A 20,276-nucleotide genomic window follows, 5' to 3' on the forward strand; every position below is an offset into this window, starting at 1 on the left:
ACCGTCGATCACGTGACCGATCCCGGAGCTGTCCGATCCGCCCGTAGCCGAGTCGCAGCACGATCCGCCCCGGCGGCTCGACCGACGTTCGTCCTCGTCCACGGCGCACACGGCAGTTCCGCCTCGTGGTCGGCCCTGTTGCGGGAACTGGCGCTGCTCGGCCATCGCGGCCTGGCCGTCGACCTGCCCGGACACGGCCTCGACGCCCACTTTCCGCTCGCCTACCAGTCGCCCCAGGACCTCGACACCCTCGCGGCGCAGCCCTCGCCGTTGGCGTCGATCACCTTGGACGACAACGTCACCCACGTCCTGGACACAGTGCGCCGAGTCCACGAGTACGGGCCGGTGGTTCTGGTCGGCACCAGCGGTGGCGGCGCGACGATCTCCGGCGTCGGAAACAGGGCACCGGAGCTGCTGGCCGGAATCGTCTATGTCTCGGCCTGGTGCTGTGTCGAATTGCCCAGCGTCGCCGCCTATCTGGCCGCGCTCGGACATCACGGCGTCGCCGAGACCATGGTCAATTGGCGCTCGGCCGATCCCGGGCACCTCGCCGCGCTGAAGCAGGGCCTGATGGCTGACGCCACCGACGATCAGTTCCGCGCGTGCCTCAATATGCTCGAACCGGCCGACTCGGCGCAGGTCCTCGCCGCCGACAGTCGCGTGCGCGTCGCCACCTGGGGACGAATCCCCCGCACCTACATCCGCCTGTCCCTGGACCGCGCGATCCCCCTGGACATGCAGGACCGGATGATCGCCGAAGCCGATGCCCTGACCCCACACAACCCGTTCACCGTGCACACCGTCGAGGCCAGCCACCTGGGCGTCTGCCTCCGCGCGGCCGAGATCGCCGCGATCCTGGCCGGCCTCTCCCCGCCGAGCGGAACGTACGGGTGATCGACTGTTAGTGACCTGTGTCACTCCTTGTCACATCGGGTGGGCCGGTGACGTCTTATGCCCGAAGCCCTCGAGTGAAGGAGAGACCGATGAGCGAGAAGATCGATGTGGTCGTGGTCGGTGGCGGGTACGCGGGTGTGATGGCGGCCAATCGGCTCACGCAGCGGGCCGACGTGGCGGTCACGGTGATCAATCCGCGGGGGCGGTTCGTCGAGCGGATTCGGTTGCATCAGCTGGTGGGCGGGACCGATGACGCGGTGGCCGAGTACAGCGATGTACTGGCGCCGGGGGTGCGCCTGGTGGTCGACGCGGCGACCGGGATCGACGCGGCCGCGCGCACCGTGGCGCTGGCCGGCGGCGACACGATCGGCTACGACTATCTGATCTACGCGGTGGGCAGCGGCAGTGCCGCGCCGCGGGTGCCGGGCGCGGCCGACTTCGCCTATCCGATCGCGAGTCTGGAGGAGGCGCAGCGGCTGGCGCCGGTGCTCGACGCCACGGCGGCGACCGCCGCGGTGACGGTGGTCGGCGCGGGGCCGACCGGGATCGAGACCGCTGCCGAGCTGGCGGAGCGGGGCCGCGCCGTGACGCTCATCTGCGGCGATGTGCTCGGCCCGTACCTGCACGCCCGCGGGCGGCGCGCGGTCACCAAGCGACTGAGCGCGCTCGGCGTGACCATCCTCGACGGTCCCGACGCGAAGGTCGTCGAGGTGACCGCGGAGGCCGTGCGGCTCAGCGGCGGTCATACCCTGCGCAGCGCCGTCACGATCTGGACCGCGGGCTTCGGTGTGCCCGACCTGGCGACCCGCAGCGGCCTGCGCACCGATGCCGTCGGCCGCTTGCTCACCGACGAGACCTTGACCAGCGTCGACGACGAGCGGATCGTCGCCGCGGGCGATTCGGCGGCGCCGTCGAACCTGCCGTTCCGGATGAGCTGCCAGGCCGCGGGCCCTTTGGGCGCGCACGCCGCCGACACCCTGCTGCGCAGGATCGCCGACGAGCGCCCCGACCCGATCGACCTGGGCTTCGCTGGTCAGTGCATCAGCCTCGGCCGTCACGCGGGCATCTTCCAGTTCGCCGACAAGGACGATGCCGCCAAGTGGTACCACCTCGGCGGGCGCCCTGGCGCGAAGCTCAAGGAATTCGTGTGCGCCCACACCATCAAGCAATTGGCCACCGAAGCGCGGAAGCCGGGCACGCACAGCTGGGCCAAGGGCGACCAGCGCGCGCAGCTGTTGCGGGACCGGGCCGACACCGACGCGACGCGCACCGCCGCGCACGCCGGGCACCGGTGACCGCGCGGCCGGGGCGGCCCCGAGGACCGCGGTAGGTCATCGGGGCCGTCGGTCCGGGCGTGCGGACCAGCAGAGTGGCGCGCACGGCCGACGAGCGGACAGCGCCGGTCAGATCGTCAGCGGCGGAGTGGTGAGGCTCCAGAAATCGGCGTAGCGGCCGCCGCGATCGAGCAGCTCTTCGTGGGTGCCTTCCTCCACGATGCGCCCGCTGTCGACGAAAATGACGCGGTCGGCGCTGCGGACGGTCCGCAGCCGGTGCGCCACCAGCACGACGGTGCGGCCCGCCATCAGACGTTCGATGCCCTGGTGCACGGCCGCCTCGTTCACCGGGTCCAGGGCGGAGGTGACCTCGTCCAGCAGGACGATAGGCGCGTCCTTGAGCAGCGCGCGGGCGATCGAAACCCGTTGCCGCTCACCGCCGGAGAGCAGCGCACCGCCCTCGCCGACGGCGGCGGACCAGCCGCCGGGCAGTCGTTCGATCACCTCGTCCAGACGCGCGGCCGTCGCCGCCGCGCGGACCTCGGCGTCGGTGGCGCCGGGACGGCCGAGGCGGATGTTGTCCTCGATGGTGCCGTCGAAGAGGTAGACGTGCTGGAAGACGATGGCGATGCGCGACATCAGCGTGGCGGTGTCCATCTCGCGAACATCGACGCCACCGATCCGGATCGCGCCGGCGTGCACATCATGGAACCGCGCGAGCAGTTGGAGCAGCGTGCTCTTGCCCGCGCCGGACGGCCCGACGATCGCGAACCGCTGTCCCGCCGGCACCGTCAGCGACAGGTCGTCGACGACGGTGCGATCGCCGTGCCGGAAGCCGACTCCGGCGAACTCCAGGTCGTGCCGATCCGGGACGATCGGATGTTCGGGTTCGGGCAGCGGCTCCAGCCCGAGCAGCTCGTCCAGCCGGGTCAGTTGCGCTCGCGCGCTGCGCAATCGACCGCCGATCTCGGCCAGCGACAGCAGCGGCTCGGCGCAGCGAGCCGCCAGGACGAGGATCGCCAGCAGTTCGGCCGCGCCGATCTGACCGCCCAGAGCGAGGGCGGCGCCGAGCGCGAGCAGCGCGGTGAACACGACCTGCACGGCCAGCGTCAGCCCGACGATCCCGGGCAGGGCCGACAGCGCGGATCGGCGCGCGGCGCGCTGGAGTCCGCGCAGCGCGTCGTCGAGCAGGCCGAAGCGTTCGGTGGTGCGGCCACCGGCCCGCAGTACCGGCTGGGCCTGCAGGTATTCGATCACCCGCCCCGCGGCCTGCTGGTCGCGGTCGTGTCGTTCGGCGTCGGCGGCGGCCATCGCTCGCCCCGTCCACCCCTGGATCGCCGCCACCAGCGGCACCGCGATCAGGGCCGCCAACCCCAGCTGCCAGTGGAACGCGAGCATCACGACGACGATCGTCAACGGCGTCACCACCGCGCCGACGAACGGCGCGAGCAGATGCGCGATCACGCTCATCGCCTCCAGCACTCCGCGACTGGCGAGCACCGACACCTCGCCGACCCGGTCGGGGCCGTACCAGCCCAGCGGCAGCCGGGCCAGATGGTCGCCGAGCCGGTGATAGGTGCCGCGCAGCAGCGTGGTGCCCGCGCGGAAACCAGCCAGATCGCTGAGATAGCGCAGTGTGCCGTAGCAGGCGACCGCGATCCCGAACCCGAGCAGCCACGGCCGGGCGCCGGCCGGATCGTCCCCGAACAGTTCCCGGAGCACCGGCACCAGCAGGGCATAGGACAGGCCTTCGAGGATCGCGGTGGCCGTCATCAGCGCGACGGTGCGGCGCACCGGACCGGCATACCGATGGCCGAGCACCCGCAACAGGGTCCGGATCATCACTCGTCTCCTTCGTGGGATCGCCGCAACCCGGCGAACTTGCCGTGGCCTGCCAGCAGGCGCGCGGGCGCGCCGCGCTCCACGATCACGCCGTCGTCCACCATGACGACGGTGTCGGCATCGGCGATCGTCTCCAGCCGGTGCGCGATGACCAGGATCGTCCGGTCCGCGCGCAGGCTCGACAGTGCTTGGCGCACCGCTTGTTCGGTCTGTGGATCGGCGAAGGACGTGGCCTCGTCGAGCACCAGGATCGGGGTGTCGGCCAGCAGAGCGCGGGCCAGGGCGAGTCGTTGCGCCTCACCACCGGACAGGCCGGCCTCCACGCCGAGCACTGTGTCGTATCCGCGCGGGAGTTCGGTGATCCGGTCGTGGATGCCCGCCAGCCGGGCCGCGTGGACCACCCGCTCGTGGTCGGCGTGCGGGACCGCCAGCGCGATATTGTCGGCCACCGACGCCCGCAGCAAGCGCACATCCTGGAAGACGAACGACACCTCGCGATACAGCCGGTGACTGCCGATCTCGCGCAGGTCGACGCCGCCGAGGGTGATCGTGCCGCCCGTCGGATCGAAGAATCGCGGAAGTAGCCGCACGAGCGTGGATTTGCCGCTGCCCGACGGCCCCACGAGGGCGGTGACCGTCCCCGGCTCCAGCACCAGGTCGATCCCGCGCAGCACCTCACGGTCGGCGTCGTAGCCGAACCGGACGCCGCGCAGTTCCACGCGATGCCCGCGCGGCTCGACGGGCGCGGCCGGCTCGGACAGCGGTTCGACGTCGAGGACGTCCCGGATCCGCCCGACCGCGCGGCCCGCGGCCTGCAGGTCGTCGAAGCCGTGGCCCAGCGCCGCGACCGGGGCGGTCAACCCGAGGCCGAGCAGCAGGAACGGCAGCAGATCGGCGGGCGCCATCGCGTCCGTCGTGATCAGGAACGTGCCGCCGACCAGGACCACGAGCAGCACGAACGGGGGCGACAACGCCAGCTGCATCGCGGCGGCGATCGGCGAGAGCCCGCGCGCCCAGCGCAGGAACGTATCGGCGAAATCGTCCACCGCCGAACGGAATCGACGGTGCGCCCGGTCGCCGCCGCCGAACGCCTTGACCTCGGCGATGCCCTGCACGAACTCCACCACCGCGTCGGCGATGCGGCCCATCGCCGCGTCGAACTCGGTTTGCTCGCGCTGCCGGGCCCCCGTCATCATCAGCGGGACCAGCGCGATCGCCGACAGCACCGGGATCAGCGTGATCAGCGTCAGTCGCCAGTCGACGGTCACCAGGTAGCTCAACGACACCAGCGGCACCACGAACGCCGATACCAGCTCGCCGGGCGCGTGGGCGATGAACGGATGCACCGCGCTCACATCCTCACCGACCACCTTGGCCAGCTCCCCGGTGCCGCGCCGGGAGAACCAGCCGATCGGCACCCGGCCCAGATGGTCCGCCAGCTGCCGCCGCAACGACAGCTGCACCGTGCTGTCGAGGACGTGCCCGAGCCCGGAGGACGCGGCGGTGCAGACCAAGCGGACGAACAGTCCCGCCGCCCCCAGCACCACCACCAGCCACACGTGACCGTGGTCGACCGGGCCGGCCGACAGCAAGGTGCGCCCGAGCTCGACCACGGCCAGCAGCGGCGCCAAGCCCGCGACGGCGCCGACGACTTGCAGGATGAGCACGGCCGCGAATCCCCCGAGATGCGGGCGCAGCAGCGCGGTGAGGCGCGGACCCGCGGACCCGATATCCGGCGGCGGGGCGGACATCTCCCTTACCTCGACAAGGTCGGTGGTGGTCATCGCTGTCCCTTCTCCTCGCACAACCGCGGCATCAGCACAGGTCAGCGACCTGATGTCGACACTCGCGTCGTTTGAGAAAGTCACTATCTCTAGCAAGTGACTGTAGGTAAGCAATTACAGACAGTCAATGTCTGTAGCGAGTCACTTTCTGAAACGAGTAGCTCTTGCTAACCTGCTCGCATGACCGGACTTCGTGAGCGGTGGCGGCTCAAGGCCATGCACACCATCCAGGAACGCGCCCTGGATCTGTTCGACGAGAAGGGCTTCGGCGCCGTCACGATCGACGAGATAGCGGCCGCCGCCGAAGTCTCACCGTCGACGGTCTACCGGCTGTTCGGCACGAAGGAAGGGATCATCGTCGCCGACGAGTTCGACACCATGAGCGAGGCCGAGATCGCCGAGATGGTCGACCCCCACGACCCCATCGAGAGCCTGCTCCGCTCGGTACGCGCCGACGAATCCACCGGCGAGGAACCCGCCCCGGCCGACCAGGGCCCGTGGCGCCGGGTCCGCTACCACTTCACCGAGCCCTCGGTCCGCATGGCCGCCTGTGCCTCCGCCGATCGCACCAGCCGGCGACTCCTCCCGCTGATCGCCTCGACCGGGAAATTCACCGAAACCCAGGCCCGCGTCGCCACCAATGCCCTGACCTTCGGCTACTTCGCCGCCCTCGAACAGTGGTATCTCGACGGCGGCGACCGCCCGATCGCGGACTACGTCGAAGACGGCCTGCGACCTCTGCGCGCCCTCTGGACCTCCGACGACGGGCCCGCCTGACCCCAGAATCCGGCCACGGCCGAGCGAACTCCCCGACCGAACCGCACTGCTGGGCAATGCCGTTCACGCGCTGCCGGCGGAACCGGCGCGACGGGCGACCCGGAAAACGAACGAGTTCCCCCTCGACAACAGCTGCGTCACGATCGGCGACAGTTCCGGCACCGTGGTGCTGGAATAGGGAACTACCAGCCGTTCTTTGTCGACCCGGAACCGGTCGGGCGCCACGCCCGCCGGTTTCGCCGAGGAGGCAGGCCGATGAGCACCCCGTACCGCCACGACGAGGACCTGTTCCCCGCGGCCGCCGGCGAACCCGCCGATATCTGTCAGCGTCTGCACGCCGAGCTCGAGTCCCGCAGCACCGTGGTCATCCTGTACGTGCACGGCGAGATCGACGCCTTCACCCTCCAACGCTGGCATCGCATGGTCGATACCGCCGTCGACCGCGCCATCGAGTGCGGTCACCTCGTCGTCGACATCAGCGACACCGAATTCATGGCGTGCCGCTCGGTGCTGGACCTGGCGGCCCGCGCCCAGCAAGCCGCCGCCCACGGCGTGCTCGTCAGCGTGGTCGATCCGGGACCCTCGGTGGTCGCGCGCGTCGTCGCCGTCGCCGGGCTGACCGAGTGGCTCCCATTGCACACCACCTTGATCGACGCTCTCGGCGCCCACACCCCGCGCACATCCCCCTGCCCGACCCCGCCCCGATCTCGCCGACACGCCGAGCTACCGCGAACCACCCGAAACCGACCGATTCCCCCACCTTGACAGGACTGTGGGGCGGGTGGGGCTCGAACCCACGACCAGCGGATTATGAGTCCGCGGCTCTAACCGACTGAGCTACCGCCCCTGGCCACGGGTGTCCCCGGGCGAGTCGCATGGTACCCGGTGGGGTGCGACGTTGACCACTCGGCGAGCCGGGTGGCGGGGGTCGGCGAGGCGGGCGAGGATGGGGGTATGGCCGATCTTTTCGTGCGAGTTCTGGCGGGGCATCAGTGGATCTACGAGCACAGCGGTGGGCTGGTGGGGCACCGGTTGCTGTTCGGGAATCCGACGCTGTTGCTGCGGACGGTGGGACGCAAGACGGGGCAGGCGCGCACGTCGGCGCTGACCTATGCCCGGGACGGGGCGGACTTTCTGGTGACCGCGTCGAACGGCGGGTCGCCGCGGCCGCCGGGATGGCTGGCGAACGTGACCGCGCGGCCGGACTGCGAGATCCAGGTGGGGACGCGCAAGATCGCGGTGACCGCGCGGGCGACCTACCCGGACGATCCGGACTACGCCCGGCGCTGGGAACTTGTGAACGCAGTCAACGGCGACCGGTACCGCGGCTATCAGACGAAGACGCGGCGACCGATCGCCGTGGTGGTACTGCACCCCAGAAGTGAACCCAGCTAAGCCTTTTCGGCTTTCTGCCGCGGCACCTGTGCCCGCCGCTCGCGGTCGCGACGCTCGATCGTGCCCCCGGGGTTGCTGGCTAGCTTGATCACGCCGATAACCAACAGAAGAACCGCGACTATCACTGCTATGACAATTATTCCCTGCACAGTATGAACTTATCGCGTATTCCGTTGCGGCGCAGACTAAGTTACAATGACGCGCCGATCGTCAACAGGGTCCGGCCGAGTGCCGATCGGCTCTCGATGACCGCGTGCGCGCGCTCGACTTGCTCGATCGGGAACGTCTGACCGATCACCACCTCCAGTCTGCCTGCGGCGACCTCGGTTTGAGCGCGTCGAGCGATGGCCGTCCAGTCGATTTCGCCGGCGACGACATCGAACAGACCGAGCACGGTGACGCCGCGGGCGGCGGCCGCCTCGGCGTCGGCGTGAGCGAAATCACCTGCGGCGGACCCGTATCCGAGGAAGATGCCGCCGTCGGCCGCGGCGGTCAGGGCCAGGCCGCCGAGCGCGCCGCCCGCGCCGTCGAAGACGACATCGGCACCCCCGCCGGTGATCTCACGCACCCGCTCGTCCCAGCCGTCGACGGTGTAGTCGACGACCTCGCTCGCGCCGAGCCGCTGCGCGAGGGCGAGCTTGTCGGCGCCGCGCGCGGCGGCCACCACCTTCGCGCCCGCCGCCACCGACAGCTGGGTGAGCAGCGTGCCGAGACCACCCGCGGCCGCGGTGATCAGCACCCACGAATCCGGGCCGACGGCCGCGCGGTCGAACACGGCGAACGCGGTGCGGCCGTCGTGGGCGAGCGCGACGGCCTGCTGGGTGCTCAGCCCGTCGGCGATCCGCACCAGGGTCTCGGCCTTGGCCAGGGCGTGTTCGGCGTAGCCGCCGGTGGGCACGCCGCCGCCGACACCGCTGGCGGCGGTCTGGGTGACGACGCGCTTGCCGAGCCAGCCGGAGTCGACCTCGGCGCCGACCGCCGAGACGACGCCGCCGATCGCGCCGCCGGGCACGTACGGCAGGCTCAGCGGGAAGAAATCCCGGCCCCAGCCGCTGCGCAGCCGGGTGTCGAGGAACATCACATCGGCGACCTCGACATCGACCACCACTTCGGCCGGACCGGGTTGCGGCGCGGGCAGTTCCCGCACCTCGAGCACTTCCGGTCCACCGAATTCCTTGACCTGCACAGCACGCATCGCGACTCCCTCGTGGTATCTACACCGACGCGCTGAGCATGGAACCTGAAGTCGAGTTCAGGTCAAGAGGGGTGCGGCGTGGATCACCCGATCACGAGCCGCCACCGCAACTGCTGCTGGAACCACCGCCACAGCTGCTGCTCGATCCGCCGCCACAACTGCTGCTCGAGCCGCCGCCGCAACCGCTGCCGCTGCCGGAGCAACCGCTGCTACTGCCCCCGCCACAACTGCTGGTCGAGCCACCGCCGCAGCTCGATCCGGAGCCGTGCGGCCCGGTCGGCCCGTCGAAGAACCCGTAGGTCCCCGCCGACCCGGCCAGCCAGCTCTGATCGGTGAACCCCTGCGGGCCACGCGGCGGACTCAGCTTGCGAACCAGCACCACTACCGCCGTGACCAGCACCGCGAGACCGACCACCAAGAACGCGAGCACGATCACCAGCATCACCACCATGCCTGCAGGCTAGCCGCCCCACCCGTCCGCGGCAGCGCAGACGAGCGACCACCCAGGGGGCTTACAGTGACATCGTGGCGCTCTCGTTCCTTCGACGCGGTCCGCGACCGATCGACCTCGGCGCGGTCGATCGCACCGTCGCCGACCTGCGTTTCCCCGACGCGATCTTCAAGACCTGCCCCTGGCAGCCGCGCGAACTGGTGGAAACCGGTCTGCGCCAATGGTTGCGCTGCTGCGGCGCGGCGATGCGCGACGACCAGGTGATCGGGATGCCCTCGCACGCGGTCGACGAAGCCTGGCACGGGTTCATCCTGTGCACCCAGCAGTACGCGCGATTCTGTACCGACGCCTACGGCCGGTTCCTGCACCACTTCCCCGACGGCGCCGGCGACAGCGCACCCGATCACGGGTCCATGCTCGACCAGCTCGGCCGGACCGTGGTGGCCTGGTCGCTGGTGGCCGGACCGGACGAACAGTGCGTGCTGTGGGACCTCGACCGCAAGGTCGGCGTCGAGCAGCCGTGGGGCGTGGACGCCCGGCACGTCGCCGCCGTGCGGGAGCGACTGCGCCGGGCGTGACCGCGCGTCAGACCAGCTTCATCCGGCGGGCCGCGAACCGCACCGCGCCGGGCGCGAGCCGGTTGATCCGGTACTGCACCCACGATTCCGGCGTCACCGGCACGATGTCACGGCCGCCGCGCACCGCCTTCACGATCTGCGCCGCGACCTTGTCGGGGGTGTAACCGCGCCGCTCGTAGAGCTTGTCGAACTTGCGCTGGGTGGCCGCCTCGTCCTCGGCGGAGACACCCGAGATGCGGGTGGTGGCCACGATATTGGTGTGCACGATGCCCGGGCACACGGTCGAGACCGAGATGCCGCGCTCGGCCAGTTCGGCGCGCAGGCAGTCGGAGAACATGAACACCGCCGACTTGCTGGTGGCATAGGCGGCCATGTCGCGCTGCGGGCTGTAGGCCGCCATGCTGGACAGGTTCACGATGTGCCCGCCCAGGCCGCGCTCGGCCATCGCCGCGCCGAAAGCCCGGCAGCCGTTGACCACACCGCCCAGGTTGATCCGCAGGACCCGGTCGAATTCCGCGGACGGGGTGTCGAGGAAGCCGCCCGCCTGCCCGACACCGGCGTTGTTGATCAGGACGTCGGGCACGCCGTGCGCGGCGATGACGTCGTCGGCATGCGCACGGACCGCGGCCTCGTCGGACACGTCCAGCGCGTAGGCGTGCGCGACACCACCTTCGGCGACGATCAGCTCCGCTGTCTCCTTGGCGGCGTTCTCGTTCACGTCCGAGACCACTACCTCGCCGCCGAGCCGGGCGAAGGCCAGCGCGGTCTCGCGACCGATGCCGCTGCCCGCACCGGTGATCACCACCAGCTTGTTCTCGAATTCCTTACGGGTGCGGCCCACTTCGGCACGGGCGAGCCCGCGCGGGACCTCGCCGCCGGCGAGCGCGTCGATCAGTTCCGTGGTGGCGGTGGCCAGCAGGTCGGGGTGCGAGAACGGCATCCAGTGCCCGGCGGGCACATCCCGACGCCACAGGCGAGCGGTCCACTTGCGAGAGTCGTCGTAGCCCGCGGGGCGCACGGCCACGTCGCGACCGGCCACGATCAGCTGCACCGGCACCTCGGTGCGCCGCTCGCGCGGCGACAGCATGCGCTGCACGATGTTCGCGCGATAGATGAGCAGGCCGTCGACCATGTCGCGGCGGAACGTGGGGCCGAGCACGACATTGCCGGGCGCGGTGTCGTTCATCAGCGCGACGGCGCGCTGCCACACCTTCTCGGTGCCGATGGCGCCGAAGGTGGCGCGCGGCAGCACCGGGGTCATGAAGAACGCGGTGTAGGCCGAGGACAGCGCCTGAGTCACCGGCTGCCAGATGTTGCGCGGGGTCGGTCGGGCGAGCCGGTCGCGCACCCAGGCGGCCAGGTGGTCGAGGTTCGGGCCCGACACCGAGGTGAACGAGGCGATCCGCTCGGTCGCCTGCGGCTCGCACACCGCCTCCCACACCTGCACCGAACCCCAGTCGTGGGCGAGCACGTGCACCGGACGGTCGGGACTGACCGTGTCGATGACGGCGTAGAAGTCGCGGGCGAGTTCGTCGAGCCGGAAGTCGGCGGTGCGCTGGGTGCGGGTGGACTCGCCGTGGCCGCGGGTGTCGTAGGCGACGACGTGGAAGCGCTGCGCGAGTCGTGGAATCACCTTGTCCCACAGGTGGTGGGTGTCGGGCCAGCCGTGCACGAGCACGACGGTGTCGGCCGCGGGGTCGCCGTATTCGAACACGGCGAGCTCGAACTCGCCGTTGCGGACGGTGCGCCGGTTGGCGGCCTGCGTGGTGTCGACAGACATCTCTCTTCGGACTCCTTGTCCTGGAATCGAACTCACAGGTCGAGCACCAATCGCTCACCGTGCGAACGGGATACGCAGGCGAGCAGCTCGCCCGCGGCATGGTCGGCATCGGAGAGGGTGTTCTCCCGATGATCGGGCTCGCCCGCGAGCACCCGCACGACGCAGGTGCGGCAGAAGCCCTGCCGGCACGAGTAGGGCTGGTCGGGGCGGGTCGCGAGGATGGCGTCGAGCGCGCTGCGGTCGGCGGGGACCTCGATCACCGCACCGGTGGAGGCGAATTCGATCTCGAAGGCGGTGCCGTCCACGATCGGCGGCGGCGAGAACCGCTCGAAGTGCAGTTCCACCTGGGGCATGGTGCGCACGGCAGCGACGATCGCCGAGGTCATCGGGGTCGGGCCACAGGCATAGACCGCCGTGCCCGCGCCGACCCCGGGCAGCAGCGCCGCCGCGTCGGGCAGACCGTGCTCGTCGTCGGTGCGCACGACGACATGCTCGCCGAAGCTCTCCAGCTCGGCCAGGAACGGGATGGTGTCGCGCGAGCGCCCCGTGTAGACCATCGTCCACGGCACGCCGAGCCGGTGCGCGAGCCGCGCCATCGGCAGGATCGGTGTGATGCCGATGCCGCCGGCGACGAAGTGCAGGCGCTGCGCGGGCGAACCATGACCGGGAACCGCGAACGGGAAGGCGTTTCGCGGACCGCGCACCACGAATCGGCTGCCCACCGGCAGTTCGTCGTGCACCTCGCGCGAGCCACCGCCGCCGTCGGGGATGCGGCGCACCGCGATCCGGTAGGCGCGCTCGTCGGCGGGGTCGCCGCACAGCGAGTACTGCCGCAGCAGGCCGGAGGGCAGCTCGAGATCCAGGTGCGCGCCGGGACGCCACGCGGGCAGCACCCGGCCGTCGGGCGCCTCCAGGCGCAGACTCACCACGTCCTGGTCGTGCGCGACGATCCGGCGCTCGGTGACCACCACCGGGAACCGGCGATCGTCGACGCGCGGGCGCACGTCACGACGGTTGACCAGGGCACTCCAGCGCAGCCGGGCGGTCGCGATCGCGTCGAGCACGCGGGTGCCGGGATCGTGGCGATGCTTGCCGTACAGGTCGCCGGGCAGCGCCTGCGGCACGTCGCGCACCGTCACGAGGCCGCCGCCCTGGCCGCGGGCGACTGCGCGAGATAGGCGACAGCCTGCGCGGTCGAACCGACGTTCTCCGGGCTGTAGCCGGGCTGGAAGGTCGACAGCGCACTGATCAGCAGCGACGGGATGCCCGGCAACGCGCCGCGCCACATCGCGCCCAGGACCGAGGAGATCACCCGCGGGTACCCGTGATCGGGCAGCTGCGGATCCTGCTGCACCAGGAACTTCGCGCCACGCACCAGCAGCGCGATGAAGATCGGGAACACCAGCATCATCGAGGCGCAGCGGCGCACGTAGCCGACGCCGAAGTACTCGGCGACGTCGTGGGCGACGTTGCGGTGCTCGACCTCCTCGGCACCGTGCCAGCGGAACAGATCGGCCATGCGCGGGTCGGCGCCGAACTTCTCCAAATCGGCGTTGATCACCCAGTCGCCGAGCCAGGCGAAGAAGTGTTCGAGGCAGGCGATGAACGCGAGCCGTTCGATCAGCATCTGCCGTCCGGCGCGGTCGTCACCGCCACGGGGGCCCAGCGTCTTGCGGAACAGGTATTCCATCTGCCGCACGTAGGGCGCCGCGTCGATGCCGTTGGCGGTGAGCACGTCGTGCAGGACCTTCTCGTGGGTCTCGGCGTGCATCGATTCCTGCCCGATGAAACCGAGCATGTCCTCGCGCAGCTTCTCGTCCTTCACGTAGGCCAGCGCCTCGCGGTAGGTCACGATGAACATCCGCTCGCCCTCGGGCAGCAGCATGTTCAGCGCGCTGATCAGGTGGGATGCGTACGGTTCGGCCGGCATCCACTGCAGATCGACATCCGACCAGTCGAAGGTCACGTTGCGGGCATGCAGGGCGACCTTGCCGGGATCTACCTCCGGTCGCCGTACGGCCCGGCGAAGTAGCTTCATCGGTACTCCTCGTCCTACCGCGCGTTGCTCGGTCGAGCGCCGGCGCCACGGTGCGCCGGTCGTGCGGTAAGGAAATGATACATGTACGTAGTATTCGAGGTAACACCTATTTTGGCCTTTTTCGCCGGAGTCAGGAGGCGAGCAGTGCCACGAACGGGAGCGCGACCAACATCGCGCAGACGGCGATATTGAGCCGTTTGTACTCGACGAGCACGGCGGCGAACTCCCGCAGGATGGCGCTGGGCAGGTAGTAGCGGGCGGTCGGCGCACCGACCGCCTGGGCGTCGAGGCCGACGGATCGGGCGAGCAGCGCGGTGCGCAGCACATGGAAATTGCTGGTGACCAGCACAATGTCGCGGTCGACCCCCTGCCTGGCCAGCAACTCCCTGCTGAACAGCAGGTTCTCCCTGGTGCTCGTCGACCGGTCCTCGGGCAGCACGTCCTGGGCGGGCACGCCGTGTTCGGCCAGGTAGGCGCTCATCGCGTCGGCCTCGGAGACCTTCTCGTCGGAGCCCTTGCCACCACTGGGCACCAGCAGCGGAGTACGGCCCCGTGCCTGAGCCGCGTGCCAGATGCCCAGGGCCCGGTCCAGCCTGTTCGCCAGCAGCGGCGGCACCCGGTCGCCCAGCAGTCCCGCGCCGTGCACGACGATCGCGGCGGCGTTGTCGGTGCGGGTGGCCATGCCGTAGACCACCGAATAGAGCAGAAACGCCGACAGCACGAAGCCCAGGTAGGCGGCGACGAGGACGACCGCGAGCAGCAGCACGCCGAGCACCTGCCACCGCGCGACCACCGCGACCACCAGCAGCCCGTACGGGACGAGCAACGCCAGGCCCAGGCCGAGCGAGAGCAGATTGGCCGCCCGCACGCCTTCCCGGCGCAACATCACCACCCCGTTGACCATCAGCAAACCCGCCAGCACCAGCACGAGCAGCGGCGACAGCACCAGCGCCAGCGCGAGCAACAACTCCGGCCCCGCCCCCTCCGCGCCGGCGGACACCAGCGCCCCACCCGCGCACAGCAGCCCGAGCAGCAACAGCACCCCGTTACCGAACCGGCGACGCTCCTGACGGAAGCGCAGCGCGAAGATCCCGAGCAGAACCACACCGACCACCAGCAAGATCACCAGGCCACCCTATCCGGCTACCGGCAGGCAACCTCGATGTCGCAGGTAGGGGTCATCCGGCCGAGGCGCGGTGCCGGAACCGGCGCACCAGCGCCCCCGGATCCCAGGCACCGCCGCGCCCCCGGGTGAGCGGGTAGCAGGCGAAGCCGAGGGCGGCGGCGCTCGCGTGTCCCACGTCGGTGAACGTGCGATCGACGAAGACCGGCGGCAGCACGACCGCGAGCACGCCCAGGACGTAGAGCCACCGCCACGGCGTCACCAGCCGGTAGGCCAGCACCGCCGCGACGCCGGCCAGCGCGTAGCTGACGCCCACGTCGAGGGTGTACATCGCGCGTTCGGGCGCGTCGTCATGGCGGATCGCCCACAGCAGCACGCCTTCGCTGAGGTAGGTGGCGCCGACATGGGCGAGCACCGCCACCGCGAGCCAGCGCAGCGTGCCGAGCCAGCGTTCGGCATTGGCGTGGAAAAGAGTGAACAGCACCGCGTAGGCGAACCAGCTGCCCCCGTCGGTCCAGAACGCGCTGCCGATCAGCACCCGGATGGGGTCCTCGGCCAGATGATGCAGATTGGTCGACCGGTGGCCCAGCCATTGGCGCGCCTCGTCGTCGGGCAGCCGCCGGATGATGATCGTGGTCACCGCCAGCGCGGCCAGCCACAGGTAGGTCCCCGGCGCGCTGCGGACCCACCGCCCCACCGCCACCGCGCCTGCTCGAGCCCGCCCGCTGCCAGATGCGCTCACCATCTCAGTGTGCCGGATCTGCCCGGGACCGCAGTGCGCGGCGCGAGGACCGTTTCCGGTCGCGCTGCCCGGGTAGTCGCCGGATGCGGGGGCACCGAGTGAGCGTGCGCGAGGGGCAGGTGAGTGGCGTGATCCGGGTCGGCACCTCCGGCTGGCAGTACCGCGATTGGCGCGGTGTGCTGTATCCGGACGGCCTGCCGACGCGACGCTGGCTCGAGCACTACGCCGACGCGTTCGCCACCGTCGAGTCGAACAATGCCTTCTACCGGCTGCCGAGCCGGGAGACCTTCGCCGCCTGGCGGGAGCGCACTCCGGCCGACTTCGTGATCGCGGTGAAGGCCAGCCGCTATCTCACCCACATCAAGCGATTACGGGATCCCGCCGAACCGGTGCAGCGCCTGCTCGACCGGGCCGACGGCCTCGGCGACCGGCTGGGCCCGATCCTGCTGCAACTGCCGCCGACCCTGCGCGCCGATCCCGCGCTGCTCGACGACTGCCTGCGCTGCTTCCCCGCCACGGTGCGGGTCGCGGTCGAGCCGCGGCACGCGTCGTGGTGGACCGACGACACCCGCGCGGTCCTGGAATCGCGGAATGCGGCGCTGGCCTGGGCCGATCGCGACTCGCGCCCGGTCACCGCGCTGTGGCGGACCACCGACTGGGCCTACCTGCGCCTGCACGCCGGACGCGCCGCTCCCCCACCGCATTACGGTCACCGGGCGCTGGCGAGCTGGGTGGACCGGCTGCTCGACGCCGGGCCGGGCGATGCCGACGGCTACGTCTACTTCAACAACGACCACGGCGGTGCCGCCGTCGAGGACGCCGTCACCTTCGCCCACCTCGCCGACGCGGCGGGCGCGCGGGTCAGCCGAGTGCCCGGGTAGGTGTGGACACCCGACCGCGACCGCACCGATGAATTCTGGGTGGATCCGTCGTCGATACCGGTGGATACACCGACAGCGGTGGGCCTGTGCCGGGACCGTTCCAGCGCGGGCAGAAGCACACGGAGGCAACGATGAGCGTCGACAACCCCGCGCACGAACACCCGGACGAGATGGGCGAGCGGGCGGGCGGGCCGCACAGCCCCAGGGTGCTGGTAGCGGGGGCGAGCATCGCGGGGCCCGCGCTCGCGCACTGGCTGCACCGGCGCGGGGCCGAGGTGACGGTGGTGGAACGGGCCCCCGCGCTGCGTCCCGGGGGACAGGCGGTGGACGCACGCGGGGTGAGCAGGGAGGTCATCCGGCGCATGGGGCTCGACGCGCGGGTGCGCGCGGCCCGCACCGAGACCGCGGGCGCGCACACCGTGGACGCGACCGGGACCGTGCTGGAGACCGTCCGTGCGGACGACGACGGCGGCGACGGCTACATCGCGGAGATCGAGATCCTGCGCGGTGACCTGTCCCAGGTGCTCTACGACGACACCCGCGACGACGTCGAGTACCTGTTCGGCGACCGGATCGCGACGCTCACCCAGGACCCGGACGGGGTCGACGTGACCTTCGAGAGCGGCGACCGGCGGCGCTTCGACCTGGTGATCGGGGCGGACGGGCTGCACTCGGCACTGCGGGCGATGGTCTTCGGGCCGCACGAGCGATTCCTCCGCCACCTCGGGCTCGTGCTGGCCTTCTACAGCGTGCCCAACGAGTTCGGGCTGGACCGCCGGCTGATCGAGTACCAGCAGTCCGGTCGCACCGCGATTCTGCGGCCGCTGCGGGACACCACCCGGGCGATGGCGATCTTCTCCTTCCCCTCGGGGGACTTCGACGTCGACCACCGCGACATCGCGGCCCAGCAGCGCCTGCTGCGCGAGCGGATGGCCGGTATGGGCTGGTCGACCTCGCGCATCCTCGCCCACCTGGACGACACCCCGGACTTCTACCTCGACCAGGTCGCCCAGGTGGTGATGGACCGCTGGTCGACCGGCCGGGTGGGGCTGCTCGGGGACGCGGCCTTCAGCTCGTCGCCGATGTCCGGGCAGGGCACCGGGCTGGCTCTGGTCGGCGCCTATCTGCTGGCCGGCGAGCTGGCCGCTGCCGGCTGGGACCCGGAGGCCGGATTCACCGGCTACGAGCGGCGGATGCGCTCGTTCGTCGAGGCCAACCAGGAAATCGGCAGGCTGCACGCGCAGAGCTTGACCGCCGCGCCGGGCGAGGCCGCGACCGAGTGGGACTTCGACCTGATCGACCGCGCGATCAACGGCATCGAGCTGCCCGACTACGCGGGACTGCCGGACTCCGGTGTTCCGGTCGAAGCGCCGGTCACGGCGTCGCCGAAGCCATGAAGGCCCCGCCGCGGGGCGGGGCCTTCGGCCGAAAGGCGAGCCACGATCAGCGCTGCGCCGCGCGGGCGGCGATCACCAGCCGGGATCGGTATCCAGCGGAACGTTGATCCAGCTCGGGCGAGCGGGGTCGAGTTCGAGGTGCTGGGTGCGCAGGCCGCTCTCGTTCAGCAACGGCCGCAACGGGATTCCGCTGGGGAAGTTGCTCGCGAAGACGTCGATGCGCAGCCGGTGCCCCGGCAGCAGGACGCCGTCGGTGGCGCGGATGCCGATGTCGATCGTGGTCGGCTCGCCCGGGACGACCGGCTGACGGGTGTCCAGGGTGAGGATCGGGTACGGGTCGGTGTAGTCACCGTTGGGCGAGCGGGTCGACTTGCCGTCGTCGACCGCGCGCAGCGAGGCCACCAGCTGACCCTGCGACCAGACCGTCGACCGGCCGTCGGGCGCGACGTCGTTCACCGTGACGGTCCAGTAGCCGTCGGTCGCGTCGAGCACCGTGTTCAGGTGCGCGGCGATCGCGCCGGAGATCCGGGTCGCCTGGGTGACCGGAGCGGTGGTGAAGGTCAGCGCCGCGCCCTCACTGATCCGCGCGTCCTTGGCGCACACGTCCGGCAGCGGGATCAGCCCCGCCGTGCCCTGCGCGGCGTCCCGCGAGCAGATGGTCGTCAGGCTCGGATCCACCGATACCCGCTGCGCGGCACCGGGTGCGCCGACGAGACTGCCGTCGAAGCGGGCGCCCGGCGCCGAGCCGGACGACGCGGGGTCGAGGTACATCCGCCGGTACTGCATGCCGGGCCGCGGGAAGGCGACGTCGGTCGTCCACTGCTCACTGCCCTGCTGCCACAGGGTGACCGGCTCGTAGCGGTCGACTCCGTTGTCGATGCCCTTGAGCCACTTGTCGAACCACGCCCGCTGCAACGACTCCAGCGGCGCGGGCGCACCGGCCTGGCCCAGACCCGAACTCACGGTCACGTGGTAGACGTTGCCCATGACGAGCTTCTTCTGCTCGGCGGGCACATCGACGGCGTTGTAGATGCGCGGGGTCGAGTAGGTGAAGATGTCGTGCCAGCCGCCGTAGAGGAAGGTCGGCACCCGCACCTGGTCGGGCTGCCCGACCCAGGCGGTGCGCAGCGGGCTCTCGTCGTCGAGGATGCTGGCCATCTCCGGCGGGATCTGGTCCACGCTCGGCGTGGTCAGGGCCGCGATGAGCACATTGAAGAAGGTGAACGGGTCACGCACCCGGTCGCCGAGCCACGTCCAGTCGAACTTGCCGGAAAAAATCGACACCAGGTCCGGCAGCAGCTTCGCCCCGTCGACGGCGAGCAGCCACGGCGGGATGAAGCCGACGCCCAGCGCGCCGCCGGGCGCGGCCACATCGCGGATCAGGTCGCTGCCGGGCACGATCGGGAAGATCGCCTTGAGCGCGGCGGGATGGCGCTGCGCGGTCTGGAGCTGATTGATCCCCGAGTAGGAGATGCCGCTCATCCCGATCTTGCCGTTGGACCAGCCCTGCGCGGCCGCCCAGTCGACGACCTCGACGCCGTCGAGCTGTTCGCGTTCGCCGAACACCTGCCAGGTGCCCTGGGAGAATCCGGTGCCGCGCACATCGACGACGACCTGGGTGTAGCCGCCGCGGATCAGGTTCCGGTCGACACCGAAGGTGCGGGCGGCGCCGCCGGGCAGCGCCTTCATCATGTCGCTGAGGCTGCTGAAGCCGAACGCCGAGAAGTCCAGGTTCTGCAGCACCGGCAGCAGCACGTCGGACAGGCCGGGCACGGCGAGCGCCGAGTCGGCGACGTTGGACACCAGCTTCGTGTACGGCGTCATGTTGACGATGGTGGGCGTCGGCTCGGTGATCGGCTGGCCGTCGGCACCCGCCGGGTGATAGACGTTGGCTTTCAATACCGTTCCGTCACTCATCGTGATCGGCACGTCCCACTCGATGAAGACGTTCGGGTATTGCTGCGGGCCGTTGTGGGTGGCGACGAACTGCGCGTCCAGCCCCCCGTCGGCCGGCAACGCCTGGCCGACCGGGGCCGATGCGACAGCGCCCGCGAACACGACGACGGATGCGACCAGCGCGGCCAGTCGCCCTCGATTTTTGATCATGCTTCGGTCTCAGCCCTCC

The 20,276-nt window shown here is 70.7% G+C and carries 18 protein-coding genes and 1 tRNA gene; 9 read left to right on the forward strand and 10 right to left on the reverse strand.

Annotation, left to right across the window (positions count from 1 at the left end):
* Positions 1-12 precede the first annotated feature (12 nt).
* Both V8688_RS02000 and V8688_RS02005 read left to right on the forward strand, forming a co-directional pair.
* Positions 13-894 carry an alpha/beta fold hydrolase gene (locus V8688_RS02000; RefSeq protein ID WP_342800028.1) on the forward strand — a complete coding sequence of 294 codons (882 nt, stop codon included), beginning with the start codon at positions 13-15 and terminating at the stop codon, positions 892-894.
* 89 nt (positions 895-983) lie between these two features.
* Entirely contained in the window at positions 984-2,189 is a 1,206-nt protein-coding gene (locus V8688_RS02005) for an FAD-dependent oxidoreductase (protein WP_218718924.1), read from the forward strand.
* A 108-nt stretch (positions 2,190-2,297) separates the two neighbouring features.
* Here the strand turns inward: V8688_RS02005 and V8688_RS02010 are convergent, their stop codons facing one another.
* Positions 2,298-4,010: an ABC transporter ATP-binding protein gene (locus V8688_RS02010; protein ID WP_342800029.1), complete on the reverse strand. Its 1,713-nt coding sequence runs from the start codon at positions 4,008-4,010 to the stop codon at positions 2,298-2,300.
* Entirely contained in the window at positions 4,010-5,794 is a 1,785-nt protein-coding gene (locus V8688_RS02015) for an ABC transporter ATP-binding protein (protein WP_342800030.1), read from the reverse strand. The genes V8688_RS02010 and V8688_RS02015 overlap by 1 nt, the downstream gene beginning before the upstream one ends.
* 180 nt (positions 5,795-5,974) lie before the next feature.
* On the opposite strand from V8688_RS02015, the gene V8688_RS02020 reads away from it, so the two are divergent.
* On the forward strand, positions 5,975-6,571 hold the full coding sequence (locus V8688_RS02020) for a helix-turn-helix domain-containing protein (protein ID WP_342800031.1): 597 nt from the start codon (positions 5,975-5,977) through the stop codon (positions 6,569-6,571).
* Positions 6,572-6,826: 255 nt separating this feature from the next.
* A complete protein-coding gene (locus V8688_RS02025) occupies positions 6,827-7,336 on the forward strand; it encodes an anti-sigma factor antagonist (RefSeq protein ID WP_342800032.1) in 510 nt (169 codons plus the stop codon).
* 8 nt (positions 7,337-7,344) lie between these two features.
* On the opposite strand, the gene V8688_RS02030 is transcribed toward V8688_RS02025, so the two are convergent.
* Positions 7,345-7,418, reverse strand: a tRNA-Ile gene (locus tag V8688_RS02030).
* Positions 7,419-7,525: 107 nt separating this feature from the next.
* On the opposite strand from V8688_RS02030, the gene V8688_RS02035 reads away from it, so the two are divergent.
* Entirely contained in the window at positions 7,526-7,966 is a 441-nt protein-coding gene (locus tag V8688_RS02035; RefSeq protein WP_316573952.1) for a nitroreductase family deazaflavin-dependent oxidoreductase, read from the forward strand.
* A 190-nt stretch (positions 7,967-8,156) separates the two neighbouring features.
* Here V8688_RS02035 and V8688_RS02040 read toward each other — a convergent pair whose 3' ends face one another.
* Complete coding sequence (locus tag V8688_RS02040; RefSeq protein WP_218718930.1) at positions 8,157-9,161, reverse strand: zinc-binding dehydrogenase; 1,005 nt, start codon at positions 9,159-9,161, stop codon at positions 8,157-8,159.
* Between the two features lie 71 nt (positions 9,162-9,232).
* On the opposite strand from V8688_RS02040, the gene V8688_RS02045 reads away from it, so the two are divergent.
* Positions 9,233-9,460, forward strand: a complete 228-nt coding sequence (locus V8688_RS02045; protein WP_342800033.1) for a hypothetical protein — start codon at positions 9,233-9,235, stop codon at positions 9,458-9,460.
* Between the two features lie 226 nt (positions 9,461-9,686).
* The gene (locus V8688_RS02050) at positions 9,687-10,190 is read left to right on the forward strand and encodes a hypothetical protein (protein ID WP_218718932.1); all 504 of its coding nucleotides are present in this window, start codon (positions 9,687-9,689) and stop codon (positions 10,188-10,190) included.
* A gap of 7 nt (positions 10,191-10,197) precedes the next feature.
* Here V8688_RS02050 and V8688_RS02055 read toward each other — a convergent pair whose 3' ends face one another.
* The 5 genes from V8688_RS02055 to V8688_RS02075 form a co-directional block, all read right to left on the reverse strand.
* On the reverse strand, positions 10,198-11,970 hold the full coding sequence (locus V8688_RS02055; RefSeq protein ID WP_218718933.1) for an SDR family oxidoreductase: 1,773 nt from the start codon (positions 11,968-11,970) through the stop codon (positions 10,198-10,200).
* Positions 11,971-12,002: 32 nt separating this feature from the next.
* Positions 12,003-13,109 carry a PDR/VanB family oxidoreductase gene (locus V8688_RS02060; RefSeq protein WP_342800034.1) on the reverse strand — a complete coding sequence of 369 codons (1,107 nt, stop codon included), beginning with the start codon at positions 13,107-13,109 and terminating at the stop codon, positions 12,003-12,005.
* Entirely contained in the window at positions 13,106-14,008 is a 903-nt protein-coding gene (locus tag V8688_RS02065; protein ID WP_218718935.1) for a metal-dependent hydrolase, read from the reverse strand. The genes V8688_RS02060 and V8688_RS02065 overlap by 4 nt, the downstream gene beginning before the upstream one ends.
* Positions 14,009-14,138: 130 nt before the next feature.
* Positions 14,139-15,134, reverse strand: coding sequence for a YdcF family protein (locus tag V8688_RS02070; protein WP_342800035.1), 996 nt, complete (start codon positions 15,132-15,134; stop codon positions 14,139-14,141).
* 52 nt (positions 15,135-15,186) lie between these two features.
* Positions 15,187-15,876, reverse strand: coding sequence for a rhomboid-like protein (locus V8688_RS02075; RefSeq protein WP_342800036.1), 690 nt, complete (start codon positions 15,874-15,876; stop codon positions 15,187-15,189).
* Between the two features lie 95 nt (positions 15,877-15,971).
* On the opposite strand from V8688_RS02075, the gene V8688_RS02080 reads away from it, so the two are divergent.
* Positions 15,972-16,754, forward strand: coding sequence for a DUF72 domain-containing protein (locus V8688_RS02080; protein ID WP_342800037.1), 783 nt, complete (start codon positions 15,972-15,974; stop codon positions 16,752-16,754).
* A 131-nt stretch (positions 16,755-16,885) separates the two neighbouring features.
* On the forward strand, positions 16,886-18,151 hold the full coding sequence (locus V8688_RS02085) for an FAD-dependent monooxygenase (protein ID WP_342800038.1): 1,266 nt from the start codon (positions 16,886-16,888) through the stop codon (positions 18,149-18,151).
* A gap of 72 nt (positions 18,152-18,223) precedes the next feature.
* Here V8688_RS02085 and V8688_RS02090 read toward each other — a convergent pair whose 3' ends face one another.
* Entirely contained in the window at positions 18,224-20,257 is a 2,034-nt protein-coding gene (locus tag V8688_RS02090) for a CocE/NonD family hydrolase (protein ID WP_342800039.1), read from the reverse strand.
* Between the last annotated feature and the right edge of the window lie 19 nt (positions 20,258-20,276).

It is taken from the genome of Nocardia sp. No.11 (genome assembly GCF_038752175.1).
Classification (GTDB): Bacteria; Actinomycetota; Actinomycetes; order Mycobacteriales; family Mycobacteriaceae; genus Nocardia; species Nocardia canadensis.

Coding starts and splice junctions, on each gene's coding strand:
- V8688_RS02075 (WP_342800036.1), bottom strand. CDS start 15,876: ATGGTGAGCGCATCTGGCAGCGGGCGGGCTCGAGCAGGCGCGGTGGCG.
- V8688_RS02085 (WP_342800038.1), top strand. CDS start 16,886: ATGAGCGTCGACAACCCCGCGCACGAACACCCGGACGAGATGGGCGAG.
- V8688_RS02010 (WP_342800029.1), bottom strand. CDS start 4,010: ATGATCCGGACCCTGTTGCGGGTGCTCGGCCATCGGTATGCCGGTCCG.
- V8688_RS02015 (WP_342800030.1), bottom strand. CDS start 5,794: ATGACCACCACCGACCTTGTCGAGGTAAGGGAGATGTCCGCCCCGCCG.
- V8688_RS02040 (WP_218718930.1), bottom strand. CDS start 9,161: ATGCGTGCTGTGCAGGTCAAGGAATTCGGTGGACCGGAAGTGCTCGAG.
- V8688_RS02020 (WP_342800031.1), top strand. CDS start 5,975: ATGACCGGACTTCGTGAGCGGTGGCGGCTCAAGGCCATGCACACCATC.
- V8688_RS02090 (WP_342800039.1), bottom strand. CDS start 20,257: ATGATCAAAAATCGAGGGCGACTGGCCGCGCTGGTCGCATCCGTCGTC.
- V8688_RS02065 (WP_218718935.1), bottom strand. CDS start 14,008: ATGAAGCTACTTCGCCGGGCCGTACGGCGACCGGAGGTAGATCCCGGC.
- V8688_RS02055 (WP_218718933.1), bottom strand. CDS start 11,970: ATGTCTGTCGACACCACGCAGGCCGCCAACCGGCGCACCGTCCGCAAC.
- V8688_RS02005 (WP_218718924.1), top strand. CDS start 984: ATGAGCGAGAAGATCGATGTGGTCGTGGTCGGTGGCGGGTACGCGGGT.
- V8688_RS02025 (WP_342800032.1), top strand. CDS start 6,827: ATGAGCACCCCGTACCGCCACGACGAGGACCTGTTCCCCGCGGCCGCC.
- V8688_RS02035 (WP_316573952.1), top strand. CDS start 7,526: ATGGCCGATCTTTTCGTGCGAGTTCTGGCGGGGCATCAGTGGATCTAC.